The organism is Pseudoselenomonas caprae (assembly GCF_008271345.1).
Classification (GTDB): Bacteria; Bacillota; Negativicutes; order Selenomonadales; family Selenomonadaceae; genus Selenomonas_A; species Selenomonas_A caprae.
The window spans coordinates 76,534-94,712 of the sequence record NZ_VTOZ01000010.1 but is presented as its reverse complement, the minus strand read 5'-3'; the positions used below and the strand labels follow the sequence as shown (position 1 = coordinate 94,712).

15 protein-coding genes, 15 tRNA genes and 1 rRNA gene are annotated in these 18,179 nt (G+C 55.4%); 26 read left to right on the top strand and 5 right to left on the bottom strand.

The window, feature by feature from the left end:
• The first annotated feature begins 5 nt into the window (after positions 1 to 5).
• From rrf to FZ041_RS06450, 18 genes are all read left to right on the top strand, one after another.
• Positions 6 to 122 (top strand): 5S ribosomal RNA (rrf, locus tag FZ041_RS06535).
• Between the two features lie 5 nt (positions 123 to 127).
• A tRNA-Asn gene (locus tag FZ041_RS06530) sits at positions 128 to 203 on the top strand.
• Between the two features lie 23 nt (positions 204 to 226).
• Positions 227 to 303 (top strand) — tRNA-Gln (locus FZ041_RS06525).
• A gap of 5 nt (positions 304 to 308) precedes the next feature.
• A tRNA-Lys gene (locus tag FZ041_RS06520) sits at positions 309 to 384 on the top strand.
• A 27-nt stretch (positions 385 to 411) separates the two neighbouring features.
• A tRNA-Glu gene (locus tag FZ041_RS06515) sits at positions 412 to 486 on the top strand.
• Between the two features lie 9 nt (positions 487 to 495).
• Positions 496 to 571: transfer RNA gene (locus FZ041_RS06510), tRNA-Lys, on the top strand.
• A gap of 6 nt (positions 572 to 577) precedes the next feature.
• Positions 578 to 653 (top strand) — tRNA-Val (locus FZ041_RS06505).
• A 6-nt stretch (positions 654 to 659) separates the two neighbouring features.
• Positions 660 to 736, top strand: a tRNA-Asp gene (locus FZ041_RS06500).
• A gap of 53 nt (positions 737 to 789) precedes the next feature.
• A tRNA-Phe gene (locus FZ041_RS06495) sits at positions 790 to 865 on the top strand.
• A 9-nt stretch (positions 866 to 874) separates the two neighbouring features.
• Positions 875 to 950 (top strand) — tRNA-Thr (locus FZ041_RS06490).
• 12 nt (positions 951 to 962) lie between these two features.
• Positions 963 to 1,036, top strand: a tRNA-Gly gene (locus tag FZ041_RS06485).
• Between the two features lie 17 nt (positions 1,037 to 1,053).
• A tRNA-Leu gene (locus tag FZ041_RS06480) sits at positions 1,054 to 1,142 on the top strand.
• A gap of 35 nt (positions 1,143 to 1,177) precedes the next feature.
• Positions 1,178 to 1,264, top strand: a tRNA-Leu gene (locus FZ041_RS06475).
• A gap of 25 nt (positions 1,265 to 1,289) precedes the next feature.
• A tRNA-Leu gene (locus tag FZ041_RS06470) sits at positions 1,290 to 1,375 on the top strand.
• Positions 1,376 to 1,411: 36 nt separating this feature from the next.
• Positions 1,412 to 1,498, top strand: a tRNA-Leu gene (locus FZ041_RS06465).
• Between the two features lie 7 nt (positions 1,499 to 1,505).
• A tRNA-Leu gene (locus tag FZ041_RS06460) sits at positions 1,506 to 1,591 on the top strand.
• A gap of 64 nt (positions 1,592 to 1,655) precedes the next feature.
• Positions 1,656 to 2,981, top strand: a complete 1,326-nt coding sequence (locus FZ041_RS06455; RefSeq protein WP_149188979.1) for a lipase family protein — start codon at positions 1,656 to 1,658, stop codon at positions 2,979 to 2,981.
• A 307-nt stretch (positions 2,982 to 3,288) separates the two neighbouring features.
• Positions 3,289 to 4,413 carry a DUF362 domain-containing protein gene (locus FZ041_RS06450; RefSeq protein WP_149188978.1) on the top strand — a complete coding sequence of 375 codons (1,125 nt, stop codon included), beginning with the start codon at positions 3,289 to 3,291 and terminating at the stop codon, positions 4,411 to 4,413.
• Positions 4,414 to 4,453: 40 nt separating this feature from the next.
• Here FZ041_RS06450 and FZ041_RS06445 read toward each other — a convergent pair whose 3' ends face one another.
• The gene (locus FZ041_RS06445; RefSeq protein WP_075445593.1) at positions 4,454 to 4,924 is read right to left on the bottom strand and encodes a hypothetical protein; all 471 of its coding nucleotides are present in this window, start codon (positions 4,922 to 4,924) and stop codon (positions 4,454 to 4,456) included.
• 187 nt (positions 4,925 to 5,111) lie between these two features.
• Here FZ041_RS06445 and FZ041_RS06440 point away from each other — a divergent pair, with 187 nt between their 5' ends.
• Positions 5,112 to 5,372 (top strand): hypothetical protein, encoded by a 261-nt coding sequence (locus tag FZ041_RS06440; RefSeq protein ID WP_143092206.1) that lies wholly within the window; start codon positions 5,112 to 5,114, stop codon positions 5,370 to 5,372.
• A gap of 30 nt (positions 5,373 to 5,402) precedes the next feature.
• Positions 5,403 to 6,158, top strand: coding sequence for an HAD hydrolase family protein (locus FZ041_RS06435; protein WP_149188977.1), 756 nt, complete (start codon positions 5,403 to 5,405; stop codon positions 6,156 to 6,158).
• A 69-nt stretch (positions 6,159 to 6,227) separates the two neighbouring features.
• On the opposite strand, the gene FZ041_RS06430 is transcribed toward FZ041_RS06435, so the two are convergent.
• The 3 genes from FZ041_RS06430 to FZ041_RS06420 all read right to left on the bottom strand — a co-directional run bounded on the left by FZ041_RS06430 (position 6,228) and on the right by FZ041_RS06420 (position 8,727).
• Positions 6,228 to 6,599 (bottom strand): P-II family nitrogen regulator, encoded by a 372-nt coding sequence (locus tag FZ041_RS06430; protein WP_075445590.1) that lies wholly within the window; start codon positions 6,597 to 6,599, stop codon positions 6,228 to 6,230.
• 9 nt (positions 6,600 to 6,608) lie between these two features.
• The gene (locus tag FZ041_RS06425) at positions 6,609 to 7,919 is read right to left on the bottom strand and encodes an ammonium transporter (RefSeq protein WP_149188976.1); all 1,311 of its coding nucleotides are present in this window, start codon (positions 7,917 to 7,919) and stop codon (positions 6,609 to 6,611) included.
• Positions 7,920 to 8,232: 313 nt separating this feature from the next.
• Entirely contained in the window at positions 8,233 to 8,727 is a 495-nt protein-coding gene (locus FZ041_RS06420; RefSeq protein ID WP_075445589.1) for a DNA-deoxyinosine glycosylase, read from the bottom strand.
• Positions 8,728 to 8,883: 156 nt separating this feature from the next.
• Here FZ041_RS06420 and FZ041_RS06415 point away from each other — a divergent pair, with 156 nt between their 5' ends.
• Positions 8,884 to 11,028, top strand: coding sequence for a metal-transporting ATPase (locus FZ041_RS06415; protein ID WP_149188975.1), 2,145 nt, complete (start codon positions 8,884 to 8,886; stop codon positions 11,026 to 11,028).
• An 810-nt stretch (positions 11,029 to 11,838) separates the two neighbouring features.
• On the opposite strand, the gene FZ041_RS06410 is transcribed toward FZ041_RS06415, so the two are convergent.
• Positions 11,839 to 12,636, bottom strand: coding sequence for a glycyl-radical enzyme activating protein (locus FZ041_RS06410; protein WP_149188974.1), 798 nt, complete (start codon positions 12,634 to 12,636; stop codon positions 11,839 to 11,841).
• A 184-nt stretch (positions 12,637 to 12,820) separates the two neighbouring features.
• Here FZ041_RS06410 and FZ041_RS06405 point away from each other — a divergent pair, with 184 nt between their 5' ends.
• From FZ041_RS06405 to FZ041_RS06385, 5 genes are all read left to right on the top strand, one after another.
• Positions 12,821 to 13,495, top strand: a complete 675-nt coding sequence (locus tag FZ041_RS06405) for a transaldolase family protein (protein WP_149188973.1) — start codon at positions 12,821 to 12,823, stop codon at positions 13,493 to 13,495.
• A 33-nt stretch (positions 13,496 to 13,528) separates the two neighbouring features.
• A complete protein-coding gene (locus FZ041_RS06400; protein WP_149188972.1) occupies positions 13,529 to 15,943 on the top strand; it encodes a glycyl radical protein in 2,415 nt (804 codons plus the stop codon).
• Positions 15,944 to 16,024: 81 nt separating this feature from the next.
• Complete coding sequence (locus FZ041_RS06395) at positions 16,025 to 16,456, top strand: PaaI family thioesterase (RefSeq protein ID WP_255449275.1); 432 nt, start codon at positions 16,025 to 16,027, stop codon at positions 16,454 to 16,456.
• Positions 16,457 to 16,549: 93 nt separating this feature from the next.
• Complete coding sequence (locus FZ041_RS06390) at positions 16,550 to 17,110, top strand: HD domain-containing protein (RefSeq protein ID WP_149188971.1); 561 nt, start codon at positions 16,550 to 16,552, stop codon at positions 17,108 to 17,110.
• Entirely contained in the window at positions 17,107 to 18,012 is a 906-nt protein-coding gene (locus FZ041_RS06385) for a LysR family transcriptional regulator (protein ID WP_149188970.1), read from the top strand. The genes FZ041_RS06390 and FZ041_RS06385 overlap by 4 nt, the downstream gene beginning before the upstream one ends.
• Positions 18,013 to 18,179: the final 167 nt, after the last annotated feature.

Genomic DNA, 18,179 nt, shown 5'->3' with positions numbered 1-18,179 from the left:
TTATATCCGGTGATGTTGCTTGCATGGTTCCACCTGTTCCCATACCGAACACAGTAGTTAAGCATGCAGAGGCCGAAAGTACTTGCCTGGAGACGGGCTGGGAGGATAGGAAATTGCCGGTTGTGATTCCTCGATAGCTCAGTCGGTAGAGCACCTGACTGTTAATCAGGCTGTCGCAGGTTCGAATCCTGCTCGAGGAGCCATTTTGTTAATACCCTGGGGTGATTGGGGTATAGCCAAGTCGGTTAAGGCACGGGACTTTGACTCCCGCATCCGCTGGTTCGAGTCCAGCTACCCCAGCCAGATACGGTTCACTAGCTCAGTTGGTAGAGCACCTGACTTTTAATCAGGGTGTCCCGGGTTCGAATCCCGGGTGAGCCACCATTTTTTAGATATCCACTTGATTGTATTGGCGCGTTGGTCAAGCGGTTAAGACACCGCCCTTTCACGGCGGCTTCATGGGTTCGAATCCCATACGCGTCACCATTTTATCATGACTCACTAGCTCAACTGGCAGAGCAACTGACTCTTAATCAGTAGGTTCACGGTTCGATTCCGTGGTGGGTCACCATTTCATGGGCGATTAGCTCAGCTGGGAGAGCGCTTGCCTTACAAGCAAGATGTCAGCAGTTCGATCCTGTTATCGCCCACCATATTACGGCCCGGTAGTTTAGTTGGTTAGAATGCCGCCCTGTCACGGCGGAGGTCAGGGGTTCGAGTCCCCTTCGGGTCGCCATTTTGATTATAACACCGTAAGGTGTTATCTATATATAAGCAACTTGTGAAAATGCCTCTGTAGCTCAGTTGGTAGAGCAGGGGACTGAAAATCCCCGTGTCAGTGGTTCGATTCCGCTCGGAGGCACCATTTTTTCAAGCTGGTGTAGCTCAATTGGTAGAGCAGCTGACTTGTAATCAGCAGGTTGGGGGTTCAATTCCTCTCGCCAGCTCCACTTGCTTTTTATGCGGGTGTAGCTCAATGGTAGAGCTCCAGCCTTCCAAGCTGATCACGTGGGTTCGATTCCCATCACCCGCTCCAATTTAGATAATGTTACTGCCGGGGTGGCGGAACTGGCAGACGCAACGGACTTAAAATCCGTCGGTTGGAGACAACCGTACCGGTTCGATTCCGGTCCTCGGCACCACCATTTTAGTTACACAACAATCAAATAGTTATTATGCGGACGTGGCGGAATCGGCAGACGCGCTAGTTTCAGGTACTAGTGGTGGTGACATCGTGGAGGTTCAAGTCCTCTCGTCCGCACCATATATATTTACACATAGGATATCATGCGGTTGTGGCGGAATTGGCAGACGCGCTACTTTGAGGGGGTAGTGTTCACAAGACGTATGGGTTCAAGTCCCATCAACCGCACCATTGATTCTAATGTGTTTTTCCTTAATTACATATCATGCGGATGTGGCGGAATCGGCAGACGCGCTAGTTTCAGGTACTAGTGGTGGTGACATCGTGGAGGTTCAAGTCCTCTCATCCGCACCATGTTTTCGCGGTCGTGGCGGAATTGGCAGACGCGCTACTTTGAGGGGGTAGTGTTCACAAGACGTATGGGTTCAAGTCCCATCGACCGCACCATTTGAATTGTAAGCTCAGACAGTTGTCTGGGCTTTTCTTGTATATCTGGAAAGAGGTGGATAGTATGTGGTGGAAGCGTGTTATCGGGCTAGTCATGCTGGTGTATTTCTGCCTGCCGGGACTGGTGGCCAGAGCAGCGGAGGTCGGGCGTGCGGATCTCTATCTGGCGACAAGCCTGATCTCGATGGCTTCGTACAGCGATGAGATGAATATCCTGACCCGCCAGTGGCTGCAGGGGATCGGCTGGACGTTCGAGTCGCAGGAAAACATCAACAGCATAGCAGAGGGCAGGTTCTATCTGGCCTCGCGTGAGCTGCCAGACCAGACGGAGATGTATATCCTGGTCTTTCCAGGCACAGAGCGTTTGAAAGACGCGGAGGTCGATCTGCGTCTTTCACGCGTATATTTTGCTGGCAACAATCCCGATGCCTTCCAAGCGGCAGCAGCGGAAGGCGGGCACAGCGGGGCAGATCCGCTGGTACATCAAGGCTTCAACGATTACACACGCGTGGCCTTGTTCCAGAAAAAGCTGCCTGCCTTTGGTGATGCGACCGCTGGCGAGGTCATTGCAGGCCTGCTCAGGGAAAATCCCAAGGCAGTACTCTATCTGACGGGCCATAGCCTCGGGGGGGCCGTGGCTACCTTGACGGCTGCGCGGCTGGCTGATATGGGGGTGCGGCCAGAGCAGCTGCAGGTCGTGACCTTTGGTGCACCGGCCGTAGGAAATCATGCTTTTGCGCGCGCCTATGAGCATAAGATGAATCTGACGCGGGTAGTCATCGATGGGGATCCGGTCAAGAGCGTGCTGCAATCGCTATCGGGGGGCTTTGTACAGTTTGGTCAGCGTGTCACTTGGGAGAAGAACCATAACTCCGAGCGGTTTGCCCATGATATGGTCGTTTACCTTGACCAGGCCCTGCGCAATTATCAGGATACCTATCCCTTTGAGGAGAACCCATCAGCGGTGCTGGTTGGCCAGGCCAAGCAGCTGGATGGCGGCCTTTATGTGCCTCCGGTCCAATTTGAGGTCGATGACCATATCGTTGCAGATCAGCCGTATATGCAGCGTGTCATGCGCCGGATGCTGCAGATGAGCTATGCGCCGGTGGTATTTGCGCCAGCGCAGCAGGCTGGCACGTTTGCCAGCTGGCAGGCACTGGCAGAACAAGCTGGCTGCCGCTATATCTTGCTGGAACGGCTGCAAGCCAAGCGCATCCGCGAGGAACGCTATGCGTTCCGCCTGTCACTGGAGGAGGAGCTGTATGACAGTAAGGGGAATCTCTTGACCATGCAGTCGGTGAGTGCAACGACCCACGGCCTCACGCCAATCGAGGTGGCTGGGTATCTCCAATACAGGGCCGCAGCACAGCGGGATCTTTATCTGCATTGAGGCTGATTGATATAGTATGCAGAATACATAAAAGAATCTGAAAACTCTATTGACATTCAGGCCGCTATCGGTTATAGTATAAGTAAGCTCAAAGGAAGAAGTTCAGAGCTTCCCGCGAGCGGCCGGCATGTCAATAACAAAAGGGAGGAGATTCCGATGGGCCGGTAAGAACCCCATGGGAGATTGTACATGGAAAAATTACATTATGAAAAATAGCCGCCAGTGGTGACGAGAAAGCCGCTGGTGGTTATTTTCTGTTAGTAGTCATTGTTCATTTGGTGTATGTTATTTCAGGAGGAGCAGATTCATGGAGAAAGCAAAGGTGTATTTTACGGATTTCCGCGTGCAGGTTGGTCAGAGCATCCTGACGAAGCTCAAGACACTTTGCCTGGCGGCGGGAATCAAGGAGATTGACATGGAAGGCAAGTTTGTCGCCATCAAGATGCATTTCGGCGAACTGGGCAATATGGCTTTCCTGCGTCCGCAGTATGCAAAGGTCATTGCAGACATCGTCAAGGAGCAAGGCGGTGTCCCCTTCCTTACGGATTGCAATACGCTTTATCCGGGAAGCCGCAAGCATGCACTGGAGCATATGGACTGTGCGAATCTCAACGGCTTCAATCCGACGACGACGGGCTGCCAGATCATCATCGGCGATGGTCTCAAGGGCACGGATGATGTTGAGGTACCGGTGAAGAACGGTGAGATCGTCAAGGCGGCCAAGATCGGCCGGGCGGTGATGGATGCCGACGTGTTCATCAGCCTGGCCCATTTCAAGGGCCATGAGATGACGGGATTTGGCGGTGCCATCAAGAATATCGGCATGGGCTGTGGCAGCCGGGCCGGCAAGATGGAGCAGCATTCCTCGGGCAAATGCGTTGTGAATGAAGACCGTTGCCGCAACTGCCATAAGTGCGCCAAGGAATGCGGTTCTGATGCCATCAGCTTCGCTACGGGCAAGGCGCATATCGATTCGGAGCTCTGCAAGGGCTGCGGCCGCTGCATCGGGGCGTGCAGTTTCTCGGCTATCCGCAATGAGCAGTGGGATGCCGGGGATCTGCTCGACAAGAAGATGGCAGAGTATGCACAGGCTGTCGTACAGGATCGTCCGTGCTTCCATATCAATCTGGCCATGGATATTTCTCCGAACTGTGACTGCCATGGCGAGAACGATGCGGCTATCCTGCCGAATATCGGCATGTTTGCGTCCTTCGACCCGATTGCGCTTGACCAGGCCTGTGTAGATGCCTGCCAGAAGGCGACGCCGATTGCCAACAGCCAGCTGGGCGATCATCTGGCACAGCCGGATTGGCATCATCACCATGATGTCTTCCTGGACAGCAACCCGAATGTGCATTGGAAAGAAACCTTGGAGCATGGCGAGAAGATCGGCATCGGCACGCGGGAGTATGAGCTGGTGACATTGAAATAAGCACGAAAAAAACAGCCTCGACAGGAGGCTGTTTTTGTACTCATTTGTCCTTGTTCTTGTCGCGCACATCCATCCAGTGGAGCCGATGGCCTTTGGTGCGCTTGGAAGTACCGAGCTCCTTGCTGAGTTCTTTCATGCGCTCACGCGATTTTGCGATTTCGTTCGAATTGCGGATTGCCTTGTTGAGCAGTGCGGCACACTCTGGGCAATAAAGACCATGGGATATGGGCTTCCGGCAGCGGCTGCAGGGATAGAGGACCTGCCCGCCGTTGGCGAAGAACTGGCCCCGCTGTACCATGGTAGAAACGAGCTTGAAGGTAGCCCCCGTTTCCTTACAGATTTTCTTGATGGTCGAATGAGGGTGTTCACGGACGTATTCGATGACGATTTTCTCATCCTCGCGCTGCTTTTCATAGCATTTGGAGCAGACCGTCAGATTGCCAGTATTGTCGACGAACACCTTGCCGCATTCCTCGCAGTTGCGGAGTGTAGGTTTTTTCTTCATGATCATGGGAAAACCTCCTTCCTTGGAGCCGCAGGGGCTATTTGAGATACGAAATATTATTATTTCTATTATAGCATGAATCTGATGAATATGCGAATGAACTGAATGAAATAAGAGGCAGGAATTTTACTGCAGGATGGCGAATTATATTATATAACTATGGGCTGATATGCCAGGAAAGAATGGGGAAAACATGATTGTATTATCAGAACTAGCAGCAATCCTGCCAGCTGAGCAGGAAGTCGAAGTAAAGGACTATCAAGGCCAGGCCGCAGGGATTCCTGAAAAGTATCTGTGCCTGCCAGTGGGCAGCATGCATACGCAGGCAGCGACCTTGGTCATCGAGATAGCTGATGTGGACAAGCTGTCGATCGAGGAGATGTGCTCGTTGCTGTTCACGGGCAAGGGCAAGGAGTCGGAGCTTTTCCGGCGGCGTTTTTCGGACGAGGGTTGACACGGCAGAGAAAAGTACAGGTGGAAGCAGATGAAGATTGCAGCAACAGATTTTGATGGGACGCTATGTCCCATCGGCGAACCGATTCCGGCCGAGAACATCAAGGCCATCAAGGCCTGGCAGGCCGCTGGCCATAAATTCGGCATTGCGACGGGACGGGGGCTCACGCTTATCCGCGAGGCCTTGGCACGGTATGCGGACTGGCAGCCGGATTTTCTCGTCTGCAACAATGGCGCTGTTTCCGTTGATGGCGCAGGGAAGATGATACATTGCCAGGCTATTGCGCCGGAGGTCCTGCAGGGTGTGCTCGCTATGCCGATCATGCAGGAGGAAAGCCATTCGCTGCTGGTCTTTACGGCTCGCAGCGTGCGCAGTATCCGTCCGAACCCGGACATCCCGGCCGGGCTGGTGCCGCCAATCACGGCGGCCGAGGCACTGGCGCTGCCGGATGTTGTGCAGCTCAGCATCAAGCTAGCAACGCCTGCGGAAGCACAGCAGGTATGCGATGCGATACGGACAGCTTATCCGAGCCTGGGCGGCAATATCAACCGCAGCTATCTTGATATCAATGCCGTCGAAGCGGACAAGGGCTGGGGCCTGCAGCAGATGCTGGCTGACAGTGGCTGGCAGGGCAGTGAGCTGCTGGTCATCGGTGATGACAAGAACGATCTGCCGATGATCGAGCGGTTCGCGGGCTTCACTGTGGCGACGGCCAAGCCTTTCATGCATGAAGCCGCAAGCAAAGTATATCCGACAGTGGGTGCGATGCTGCTGGCGAATATGTGATGGATAACAGAAAAGAACCGGCAGCCATAAGCATCTTGCTTTGGCTGCCGGTTCTTTTTCATTCAGGAATCATTCTTTATGTTCGCCCGGGATATCCTTGATGGCATCTGCTCCGCGCTGGCCCGTGCGGATGCGGACGGCATCGGACAGCTCCGTGACGAAGATCTTGCCATCGCCGTAGCTGCCGGTACGCAGCACCTTCTGGGCAGTGTCGAGGACTTTCTCGACCGGTACTTCACAGATGACCGTTTCGATCTTTATCTTCGGGACAAGGTTGATGTCGTATTTCTTGCCGCGGTAGACTTCCTCGTGTCCTTTCTGCAGGCCGCAGCCGAATACCTGGCTGACGGTCATGCCGAGGACGCCGATCTCATTGAGGGCCTGCATCAGATCATCAAGCTTGCTGGAACGGGTGATGATTTCAATCTTGGTAATTTTCATGATGTCACCTTAGCCTTTCTGCGTGTTGATGTTCATGACCGTATTGGCGAGCATCTCACTCGAATCCTCAAAGCTGCCGAGCATCGGGCTGCCAGCCATGACCGAACGGCCATAGCCGCGCTCGCCGTGTTCGACGATGTCGAGCCCCGTGAGTTCCTCGGCTTCCGAAGCACGCGTTTCCATGAAGGCGGCGACGACTTTGTAGAGGACATAGGTACCGGCAACAGCCAGTGCATAGGCGACGACAATCGAGATCAGCTGGGCGATGAACAGATGGGAATCGCCGTAGAGCAGGCCGTTGGCACCGTCTGGATTGATTTCAGTCGTGGCCCAGAGACCAGTGGCAACAGCACCCCAGGTACCGCCGATACCATGGACGCCAAAGGCATCAAGCGCATCGTCATAGCCGAGTTTTTCCTTGAGGACGGCAACGGCGAAGAAGCAGACAACACCGCCGACAAGACCGATGATGACCGATGGCAGCGGCGCAACGAAGCCAGCTGCCGGCGTGATGGCGACGAGACCAGCGACGCAGCCCGAGGCAGCGCCGAGGATGGTCGGCTTGCCATTGAATCTCCATTCGACGAGCACCCAGGAAACCGTAGCAGCAGCGGCAGCAGCCTGAGACGTGACAAAGGCATTGGCCGCGAGGGCATTGGCCCCGAGGGCACTGCCGGCGTTGAAGCCGAACCATCCGAACCAGAGCAGCGTAGCACCGAGAACGGTCATCGGCAGGTTGTGCGGGATCATGGCGGTGCGGCCATAGCCCTTGCGTTTGCCTAAGAGGATGCAGAGCGTGAGGCCGGAGACACCAGAGAGGATATGGATGACAAGACCACCAGCGAAGTCAAGAGCACCGAGTTCGGCGAGGAAGCCGCCACCCCATACCCAGTGAGCCATCGGGTTGTAGATGAGGATGGCCCAGAGCAGGATGAAGACAGCAAAGGCAGCGAACTTCATGCGCTCTGCGAATGCACCGGTGATAAGAGCCGGTGTGATGACGGCGAACATGCACTGGAAAGCGACGAAGGCCAGCTCGGGAATCGTGCCGTTCTCGAGGACATTCATGCCGACACCGGCCAGGCCAATCTTGTCGAGGCTGCCGATGAAGCCGTTGATGTCAGTGCCGAAGGTCATGGCATAGCCGATGAGCACCCATTCGACGGAAATCATGGCGACGATGAAGAAACTCTGCATGATCGTCGTCAGTACGTTCTTGCTGCGGACCATGCCACCGTAGAAAAAGGCAAGTCCAGGGGTCATGATGAAGACCAGGGCTGCACTGATGAGGACCCAGGCCGTATCTCCCGTATCAATCATGGAAATCAGTCCTTTCTGAATGAAAAAGATGATAGCGAAAAGCAAAAAAGACGCCGCACAGCTCCAGCGTGAGAGCTGTGAGACGCCTTTGTCTCTGGCTGCATGCCGGCGTGGGCCAGCATGCATTTTTATGATATTTGACAGACCACCAACAGGTAAAAGGACAGAAAAGCCCCGCAGGATCCGGTACCTTGATCCTGCGGGGCATCGTTGCCTCGTATCTGTTGATGGCTCTTATTATAGCCAGTCGTCATTGACCTGTCAATATCGTGGATTGATGTATACAAGGATACAGAAAACGGACAGGCGCGGCTCACGGATGGATGGCCTGGCTCCAGGCATCTGCAAGCATATCCATGCGCCAGCGGGCATTGGCAGGGCTCGTCGAGGGCAGGAAGTGGAAGGCGATATCCGTGCGGTGCAGAAGTTCCTTGTTATAGCGCTGGAAGGTCTGGGCGGATTTGCCGCCATTGCAGCAGATGGTCCTGATGCGTGGATATTCCTGCAGCAGGGCAGTGAAATCATTGCCCTGCACATTCTTTATGGCAGAATCAAGGCTGCCTGTGCGTTCGCAGCTGCCGATGGCATCCCAGAGCGCGATATGATGGCTCAGCAGCATCTGCAAGCGCTGCTGGTAATCTGCCGGTGCCGCAGGCTCATTGAGCAAGCGCGCCATCAGCGGCCAGAAGCGGTTCTGGGGATGGGCGTAGTATTGCTGCTGCTGGAGCGAAGTGACGCCGGGCATGGAGCCTAATATCAAGGTATGGCAGTTCTTGTCGATGCTGGGCGGAAAGCCGGTACAGTTCATGGTAGTCCCTCCTGAGGTCATTTCTTCTATTCTAGCATTGCTGCTGGGAAAAAGGAATGCAGGAAAAAGGCTTGACGCTGACGTTTTTTTTGCTATAATTGAATCAACAAATGAATCATTGTTCATATATTAATAAAACTGATCGAGGTGAGCGGAATGAATAAAAAGCAGCGACGGAATCTGATCCGCATTGTAGTGGCAGCGGTCATGCTGGCAGCTCTGGCCTATGCGCCGCTGGCGGGAATGCCACGCTTTGCGGCCTATCTGGTGCCATATCTGGTGGTGGGCTATGATGTACTGGCCAAGGCCTTCAAGGGACTGCGGAACCGGCAGGCCTTTGATGAGAGCCTGCTCATGGGGATCGCGACAATCGGTGCGATGGCATTGGCGGTCTATGAGGATGGCGACTATACGGAGGGCATCGCCGTCATGCTCTTCTATCAGGTTGGCGAATGGTTCCAGAGCTATGCGGTCGGTCGCAGCCGGCGAGACATCAGTGCCCTGATGGATATCCGGCCAGACTATGCCAACATCGAGGGCGGGAATGGGCAACTGACGAAGGTCGATCCTGATGAAGTGGAAGTCGGCACGGTAATCGTCGTCCAGCCGGGAGAGAAGGTGCCTATCGATGGCGTCGTCCTTGCAGGCACGTCGAGCCTGGATACCGTGGCCTTGACAGGCGAAAGCCTGCCGCGGGATGTTGCCCCCGGGGATGCAGTCATCAGCGGCTGCATCAATAAGAACGGGCTGCTGAAGATCCGTACGACCAAGGCGTTTGAGGAGTCGACAGCTTCGAAGATCCTGGCGCTTGTCGAGGATGCCAGCTCGCGCAAGTCGCGTTCCGAGGCGTTCATCGCCCGGTTTGCGCGCGTCTACACTCCCCTCGTCGTCTATGCGGCACTGGCGCTGGCCACGTTGCCGCCGCTGGTCCAGCTGCTGCTCGGCAATGCGCCAGCATGGGGGACTTGGTTCTATCGGGCGTTGACGTTTCTCGTCATTAGCTGCCCCTGTGCGCTGGTCATCAGCATTCCGCTGAGTTTCTTTGCCGGCCTGGGCGGAGCGAGCCGTCAAGGCGTGCTCATCAAGGGCTCGAACTATCTGGAGGCCTTGGCCGAGGTGGATACGGTGGTCTTTGACAAGACTGGTACCCTGACTAAGGGCGTGTTTGCCGTAACGGCGGTCCATCCAGAAAAGCTGGATGAACGGCAGCTGCTGCATTTGGCCGCGCATGTTGAGCGTTTCTCGACGCATCCGATAGCGGCTTCGCTCAAGGCGGCGTACAAGGATGAAGCTGATGATTGTGCGGTCGAAGATATCGAAGAGCTGGCTGGCCATGGCGTGCGGGCGCGCGTCAACGGCCATTCGGTCTGCGTCGGCAATAGCCGCATGATGGCGGCTTTAGGTGCGGACTGGCACGATTGCCACCGCATAGGCACGACGGTGCATGTTGCCATCGATGGCGCATATGCGGGCCATATCGTCATTTCGGATGTGATCAAAGAGGATGCGGCGGCAGCAATCGCGGCACTGCGTGATAATGGCATCGGCAGGACCGTCATGCTGACCGGTGATGCTGGCAAGGTAGCCGCTGAGGTGGCCGGCCGGCTGGGAATCGACCATGTGTATAGCGAACTTCTGCCAGCTGACAAGGTGGCCAAGGTCGAGGAAATGCTGGCCGCAGGCGAAGCTGGCGGCCGCGGTGGCAAGCTGGCTTTCGTGGGGGATGGCATCAATGATGCGCCCGTGCTGTCGCGGGCCGATGTCGGTATCGCCATGGGAGCGATGGGCTCAGACGCGGCTATCGCGGCGGCAGATGTCGTGCTCATGGATGACAATCCGCTGCAGATCGCCAAGGCCCAGCGCATTGCCCGCAAGACCATGCGTATCGTGCGGCAGAATATCTGGGGATCGATTGGCATAAAGGTATTGGTGCTCATGCTCGGTGCGGTAGGTATTGCCAATATGTGGGCGGCCATCTTCGCCGATGTAGGCGTCATGACGCTGGCGGTGCTCAATGCGATGCGGGCGATGATGATGCCGAAGGAAGTATCTGAGGAACAGGGAAGCAGAAAGGAACGTGAGACGATGAAAACGTATAAGATCGATGTCGACTGCGCCAATTGCGCGAACCGCATGGAAGAGGCGGCACAGAATACGCCGGGAATCAAGTCGGCGGCTGTCAACTTCATGGCACTCAAGATGAAAGTGGAGTTTGAGGAAGGATATGAACCGCAGGCCGTCATGGAGCAGGTGCGGGCAAATTGCAAGAAGGTCGAAGACGACTGCGAAGTGTTTATCTGAGGATATGTCCTGAAATAAAAAGACCGCCAGCCAGGCAACGCGCATGTATGAACGTTGCCTGGTTGGCGGTCTTTTTTATATTGCAGTTTGACTGTCCGTGCGTGGTTAAAATAAACTCGTTACAGCTCAGCTTGGGTGGGGGCGGGTGCACTTTTTCTCCGCTCCCGCTAAATGACCCGCGCGGTTGCTTTAGTACGTATCCAGATACATGTGCCGGGCAGGCCGGCGGCACGCCAATACATCGAATCGTTCTAGGAAGTACGTACTGCGGGCCATCCCTCACTGCGTTCGGGCAAATCGCTCCCGCTGCGAAGAAAGTGTACCCGCCCCCGCCCTCTGCTACGTTTGGATAAGCCTGCTTTGTTCCGGCATTAGGCTACGAATTACAGCGATGTGCTTGTTACGAGAGAAACGGTTCGTACAAACCTGCTCATACGGATGATAGGGGCGAACGGGGTAGTGCTTCTTTCTGTCTGGAGCGACTGTCCTAGGCACAGAATGATACGTACTAACGTATTAGCAGGTTGAAGATTCATTCGGGCTATTGCTGAAACGAAGCCGCCGGGCAGGGGAGTACCATAAGCGTAACATTGATGGTTTGCGTGAAGAAAATATTTTTTGCCTTCACATTCCGTTGAAAAATTCACACCGTTCAAGCGCAGCGCGTTTGGGAACTTTTTCAATGCTTAGTTAAAGGCAAAAAATATTTTTAGCAAAGCATCTAAGTGAAGCGTTGGTACTCCCCTGCCCGGCGGCGCGGTATTCTACGAATAAATTCCTGGTAATTACAAACTGCAATTTGTTGTTGGTTTAAAGAAAAGCATCGATCCCCTCTTCTTGCAGGACTTGGATAAGTGGCTGCAGGGCCTCGGGGCGCAGGGCTTTTTGGCCTGTGTATTCATAGGGGCGGCCGAGTTCCTGGTATTTGTTTTCGCCGTAGGGATGGAAGGGGAGCAGCTGGCAGCGGCGGGCGCCGGCTTCGTGCAGACGGCGGGCAAAGCCATGGGCATCGTCTATGGTGTCATTGAACCCTGGGATTATGGGGATGCGGGGCAGCACATCGAGTCCTCCGGCGATGGCCGCGCGCATATTGGCAAGGGGAAGCTCGTTGGTAACGCCGGTACCCCCAAGATGCCGTTCACTGTCCCAGTGTTTCATATCAAAGAGCAGCAGGCCGGCCAGGGGGGCAACCTGCTGGAAGACTGCAGGCTGGGCGAAGCCCGAGGTCTCGATGGCCGTATGGATGCCCTTTTCGTGCAGGGCCTGCAGCAGGGCGACGGCAAAGTCTGGCTGGCTGAGGACTTCGCCGCCTGACAGGGTCACGCCGCCACCGCTTTCTTCGTAGAAGGGCAGATCCTGCAGGCAGACGGCGAGGACCTCGTCAATCGTGCGCCAGGTTCCCGTCGTTTCGGACTTGCCAGTCTTGGCTTGGTATAGCACTTCGGGGGCGAAAGACTGGCTTTCAGGGTTGGCGCACCAGCGGCAGCGCAGGGGACAGCCTTTGAAGAAAACCGTCGTGCGGACGCCGGGCCCGTCGTTGGTGCTGAATTTCTGGATATTGAAGATAAGGCCGCGCAACGCTTGGGCTGCGGATGATGATTCTGCCATGGTGCATCCTCCTTTGTGTTGTTTCTTATTTTAGCATGAAGCAGGAAGTGGAAACAAGGAAAATATTTCATTCGTAAGTATATATGGTTTCGACTTGACTGTATGATAGTGATATGTCATAATACTTATAAATGAAAGTCATCGTATTACGAGAAAAGCTGACCATAGGAAAGGATGCTGGACCATGGAACTTTTGATTGATGATGCCGACCTCAAGGTAATCGAACATATCTATGAATATTATCCGGTGGATGGTGTCACGACGAATCCATCGATCTTGGCGAAGGCCGGGCGGCCCCCTTTTGTCCTGCTCAAGGAAATCCGCGCGCTGATCGGTGAGCAGGCCCAGCTGCATGTGCAGGCTGTGGCCAAGGATGCTGCGGGCATGGTCGAAGATGCCAAGCGTATCGTGGCAGAGCTGCCAGGCAACACATATGTCAAGATTCCCTGTGTGCCCGAAGGCTTCAAGGCGATGCGCCAGCTCAAAGGGCTCGGGATACCGACGACGGGGACGGCTATTTATACGCCGCTGCAGGCATTCCTGGCTGCCAAGGCAGGTGCCGCCTATACTGCGCCCTACATCAACCGCATCGATAACTTCGGCTATGACGGCATCGCCGTGGCTGAGACGATACAGGACATCTTCGAGAAGAATCAGCTGCCGGCCAAGATACTGGCCGCCAGCTTCAAGAACTCCGAGCAGCTGCTGCGGCTTTGCCGCCGCGGTGTCGGAGCGGCGACGGCTGCTCCTGCCGTCATCGAGGGGCTGGTGAAGAATCCTGCCATCGATGCAGCTGTCGATGCGTTTGTCGAGGATTTCACGCAGCTCACGGGCCAGACGGCCATGAGCAGATTGTAAGCATAGGCGCTGACGGAAGGAGTGCAGGCTGCTATGGAAAATACGAAACTCTTTGGCAAGCTGACGCCGCGCATGCAGGCGTTCCGCGAGGAAGTGCTGGATGAAAAGCCGTATATCGATGCCGAGCGCGCGTTGCTGGTGACAGAGGTCTATCAGAAGCATCGCGAGCAGCCGCCGGTCATGCGCCGCGCGCTGATGCTCGCGCATATCCTGGAAAAGATGACCATCTATATCGAAGACAAGACGTTGCTGGCGGGCAATCAGGCGACGAAGAACTGCAATGCGCCAATCTTCCCTGAGTATACGATGGGATTTGTCATCGATGAGCTCGACAAGTTCGAGCAGCGCGATGGCGATGTGTTCTATATCACGGAGCAGACCAAGGCCGAGCTGCGGAAAATTGCACCATTTTGGGAGAACAACACGCTGCGGGCCCGCGGCGGGGCACTGCTGCCCGATGAGGTGGCGGTCTTCATGGAGACGGGGCTTTTCGGCATGGAGGGCAAGCTCAATGCTGGTGACGCGCATTTGGCGGTCAATTATCCGCGCATCCTCAAGGAAGGCCTGCGGGGGTATGCGGCGCGCACGCGCGCGGCTAAGTCGGCCCTTGACCTTACAGATCCGGCAAGTGTCGATAAATATGTCTTCTACAAGGCGGTGCTGATCGTGCTGGAGGCTGTGCGCGGTTTTGCGCAGCGCTATGCTGCTCTGGCCGGGAAAATGGCAGCGGAAGAAAAAGACGGCCAGCGCCGTGCTGAGCTGGAGGAGATGGCGCGTATCTGCGCCAAGGTACCGTATGAGCCGGCGGGAAGTTTTTCTGAGGCGGTGCAGGCAGTTTGGTTTATCCAGCTGATTTTGCAGATCGAGTCGAATGGCCACTCGCTTTCCTATGGCCGTTTTGATCAGTATATTGCGCCGTATTATCTGCGGGATTTGCGGGCGGGAGCAATCACGAAGGACGCAGCATTAGAGCTTTTGAGCTGTCTTTGGATCAAGACACTGACGGTGCAGAAAGTGCGCTCGCAGGCGCATACGCTCTCGTCTGCGGGCAGTCCCATGTATCAGAATGTTACGATTGGCGGACAGACGCCGGATGGGCAGGATGCAGTCAATGACTTTTCCTTTGTCGTCCTGCAATCGATTGCCCAGACACGGCTGACCCAGCCGAACCTTACGGTACGCTATCATAAGAATATCAATCCGGAATTCTTTGACCGCTGCATCGAGGTGATGAAACTCGGCTTTGGCATGCCGGCTTTCAATAATGATGAAATCATCATTCCGTCTTTCATCAGCTGGGGCGTGAAGCCAGAGGATGCTTATGATTACAGCGCGATTGGCTGCGTGGAGACTGCTGTGCCAGGCAAGTGGGGGTATCGCTGCACGGGCATGAGCTATCTGAACTTTCCACGCCTGCTGCTCTGTGCGATGAATGGTGGCATTGACCTCACGACTGGCCGCCGTTTTACGGAGGATTTCGGTCACTTTACAGCTATGAAGAGCTACGAAGAGCTGTTTGCGGCCTGGGACAAGACCATCCGTCAGATGACGCGTTACAGTGTCATCGTCGAGAATGCCATTGACTGTGCCTCGGAGCGCGATGTGCCGGACATCCTCTGCTCGGCGCTGACCGATGACTGCATTGGCCGCGGCAAGACCATCAAGGAGGGCGGTGCGGTCTATGACTTCATCTCGGGCCTGCAGGTCGGCATCGCTGACATGGCTGACTCGCTGGCGGCTATCAAGAAGCTCGTCTTCGAGGAGAAACGCTTGACGCCGCAGCAGCTCTGGGATGCCCTGCTCGATGATTTCACGACACCGGAGAACCAGCGCATCCAGGCCATGCTGCAGGAGGACGCGCCTAAATACGGCAATGATGACGACTGTGTCGATGGCTTGGTCGTGGCGGCCTATGACTGCTATCTCGACGAGATCAAGAAATACCGCACGACGCGCTATGGACGCGGCCCGATTGGCGGCATCCGCTATGGCGGCACGTCATCGATTTCGGCCAATGTCGGCCAGGGGATGGGGACAATGGCTACGCCCAACGGGCGCAAGGCCAAGGCGCCGCTGGCGGAGGGTTGCTCGCCGGAGCACAATGCCGACCGCCATGGTCCGACGGCGGTATTCAAATCCGTAGCCAAGCTGCCGACCGCCAAGATCACGGGCGGCGTGCTGCTGAACCAGAAGATGACGCCGGCGATGCTTGACAACGATACCAACAAGCAGAAACTCATGATGATCATACGGACATTCTTCAACCGCCTGCACGGCTACCATGTCCAGTACAATATCGTCTCTCGCGAGACGCTGCTCGATGCCCAGGCGCATCCGGAGAACCACAAGGATCTCATTGTCCGTGTCGCTGGCTACAGTGCCTTCTTCAACGTACTGTCCAAGGCTACGCAGGATGACATCATCGGCCGCACGGAGCAGGCCGTCTGAAAGCAAAGCCTTCCCTGGCATTTTCCGCTGGGGAAGGCTTTGTGCTATAATGGAAGGCAAAACACCAAAGGATGCGATCATGTGAAACAGGAACAGACGAATCTGACGAAGACACAGCAGTTTATCGTCGATTTTTATCATAAGAATCCATTTGTGGAGTATCTGCAGGCTGAGGTTGTGCCGACTGCTGATGGTGGTGTACAGTTGGAACTGACCGTTGAGGCTGAGCATACGAATCTCTATGGCATCATCCACGGCGGCGTGCTGATGTCACTGGCTGACACGGCAATGGGGGCGGCTGCGCTCACGCATAACAAGAAGGTCGTCACGATGAATCTCAGTATGGATTTCATGCATTCCGTGCCGATGACAACGCGGCTGATCGCTACAGGTACTGTACTCCACGATGGCCGTCATACGATGACCCTCGAGAGCGATATCCGCAATGCCGAGGGCAAGTTGTTCGCCAAGGGGCATGGGACCTTCTATGTGCTGGGGCTGGTCGAGGAATGATGCTGTGGGATGGGCGGTCATTTGACGCTTGGCTGGCAGAAACGGTATAATATTTTCTAGATGTGTGCTGATGAATAGTTGGGAGGGGATTGCATGAGTAAGCTTACGTTAGACCGGGCTAAGGAAATCCTGGCGAAACATACGACCGAGGAACATCTCTTTACGCACGCAGCGGCTGTGAGTGCGGCGATGGGGGCGATGGCGGATCATTTCGGTGCGGACAAGGAGCATTGGGAGGCCATCGGCTATCTGCATGATGTGGACTACGAGAAGTATCCCGATGAACACTGCCATCATGTGCGGGAACTATTGGCTCCCGAAGGTATCAGTGAGGAGGATATCCAGACAATCATTGCCCATGGCTGGGGCATCACGACCGATGAAGTCGAGCCGTCGACGGATATCGCCAAGAGCTTGTTTGCCGTCGATGAGCTCACGGGCATCGTGCAGGCTTATGCACTCATGCGTCCCGAGAAGATGGAGGGCATGGAACTCAAATCGCTTAAGAAGAAATTCAAGGACAAACGCTTTGCGGCAAAGTGCAGCCGCGATATCATCAAGCAGGGAATTGACATGCTCGGCATGGAGCCGGGAGAAGTCATGCAGTGCTGCATCGATGGCATGACGGCGCACAGGGAGGAGCTTGGCCTTTGATTGACGAACATGAATGGCGCAGTGTGCTGCAGGTAGCTGAGGATGGTACGTTCTCGGCGGCGGCCAAACACCTTTATGTTTCACAGCCGTCACTGTCCCAGTGCATCAAGAAAATCGAAACCGAGCTGGGCGAGCATCTCTTTGACCGCAGCCAGACACCGCTGCAGCTGACGCCGGCCGGCGAGGTCTACGTGGACAAGGCGCGGCGTATCCAGCGGCTCAAGCAGGAGATCATCAAGGAGACCGCGGACCTTTCGGAGCTGCGCACGGGGCATCTCTGCATCGGCAGTTCGCGCACGCGCTCGTCCTGTTATCTGACCCAGCCCATCATCGACTTCCACCGTAGCTATCCGGGCATCCACTTGCAGGTATGCGAACACAGCCTGCAGGAGCTCAAGGAGGATGTGCTGGCAGGAAACGTTGATTTTGCTCTGCTCTACGAGCCGCTGCCTGATGCGAGCTTTGCGGCAATCCCGTTGCTCAAGGAGCGGACCCTGCTGGCAGTGCCAATGGATCATCCACTTGCGAAGAAATATGGCAGCAAGCAGGTATTGCCGTATCCGACCTTGTCCTTTGCGCGCCTGCATAAGGAACCCTTCATCCGGCTGCAGAGCACGCGGCGCATGTCGCGGATCTTCAGCGAACTCTGCCAGCAGACCCAGTGCGAGCCTGATGTGGTCTTTGAGGCCAACAGCATCATCGATGCGGCGGAACTTTGCACGGCGGGACTCGGCATCACGCTCGTGACCGATATGCTCGTGCGCGGCTGGCATTGGCGCAAGGCGCCCTTCTTCTTCGAGCTGGAGGAGCAGGTACCCGAGCGCCAGCTGGTGGCAGCTTATGGCCGCAACCAGCATCTGTCCCATGCGGCAAGGTCCTTCATCGCGCTGCTCAAGCGCTGACAATATGATAGAAGACAAGGTGGGAGGCTGTGTATTTCACAGCCTCTTTTTGGTGCTATTGGTTTTTTGAATAATGAATATAAGCAGCATGTATTTCCCCGATAGCTTTTTTTTATGTAAAATAAGCTTAGTTAATGGTTTTTTATCATTCGTTGTGTATTAAGGGA

Excerpts from the sequence above, each read along its gene's own strand:
- FZ041_RS06455 (WP_149188979.1), top strand. The coding sequence starts at position 1,656 with ATGTGGTGGAAGCGTGTTATCGGGCTAGTCATGCTGGTGTATTTCTGC.
- FZ041_RS06450 (WP_149188978.1), top strand. The coding sequence starts at position 3,289 with ATGGAGAAAGCAAAGGTGTATTTTACGGATTTCCGCGTGCAGGTTGGT.
- FZ041_RS06445 (WP_075445593.1), bottom strand. The coding sequence starts at position 4,924 with ATGATCATGAAGAAAAAACCTACACTCCGCAACTGCGAGGAATGCGGC.
- FZ041_RS06440 (WP_143092206.1), top strand. The coding sequence starts at position 5,112 with ATGATTGTATTATCAGAACTAGCAGCAATCCTGCCAGCTGAGCAGGAA.
- FZ041_RS06435 (WP_149188977.1), top strand. The coding sequence starts at position 5,403 with ATGAAGATTGCAGCAACAGATTTTGATGGGACGCTATGTCCCATCGGC.
- FZ041_RS06430 (WP_075445590.1), bottom strand. The coding sequence starts at position 6,599 with ATGAAAATTACCAAGATTGAAATCATCACCCGTTCCAGCAAGCTTGAT.
- FZ041_RS06425 (WP_149188976.1), bottom strand. The coding sequence starts at position 7,919 with ATGATTGATACGGGAGATACGGCCTGGGTCCTCATCAGTGCAGCCCTG.
- FZ041_RS06420 (WP_075445589.1), bottom strand. The coding sequence starts at position 8,727 with ATGAACTGTACCGGCTTTCCGCCCAGCATCGACAAGAACTGCCATACC.
- FZ041_RS06415 (WP_149188975.1), top strand. The coding sequence starts at position 8,884 with ATGAATAAAAAGCAGCGACGGAATCTGATCCGCATTGTAGTGGCAGCG.
- FZ041_RS06410 (WP_149188974.1), bottom strand. The coding sequence starts at position 12,636 with ATGGCAGAATCATCATCCGCAGCCCAAGCGTTGCGCGGCCTTATCTTC.
- FZ041_RS06405 (WP_149188973.1), top strand. The coding sequence starts at position 12,821 with ATGGAACTTTTGATTGATGATGCCGACCTCAAGGTAATCGAACATATC.
- FZ041_RS06400 (WP_149188972.1), top strand. The coding sequence starts at position 13,529 with ATGGAAAATACGAAACTCTTTGGCAAGCTGACGCCGCGCATGCAGGCG.
- FZ041_RS06390 (WP_149188971.1), top strand. The coding sequence starts at position 16,550 with ATGAGTAAGCTTACGTTAGACCGGGCTAAGGAAATCCTGGCGAAACAT.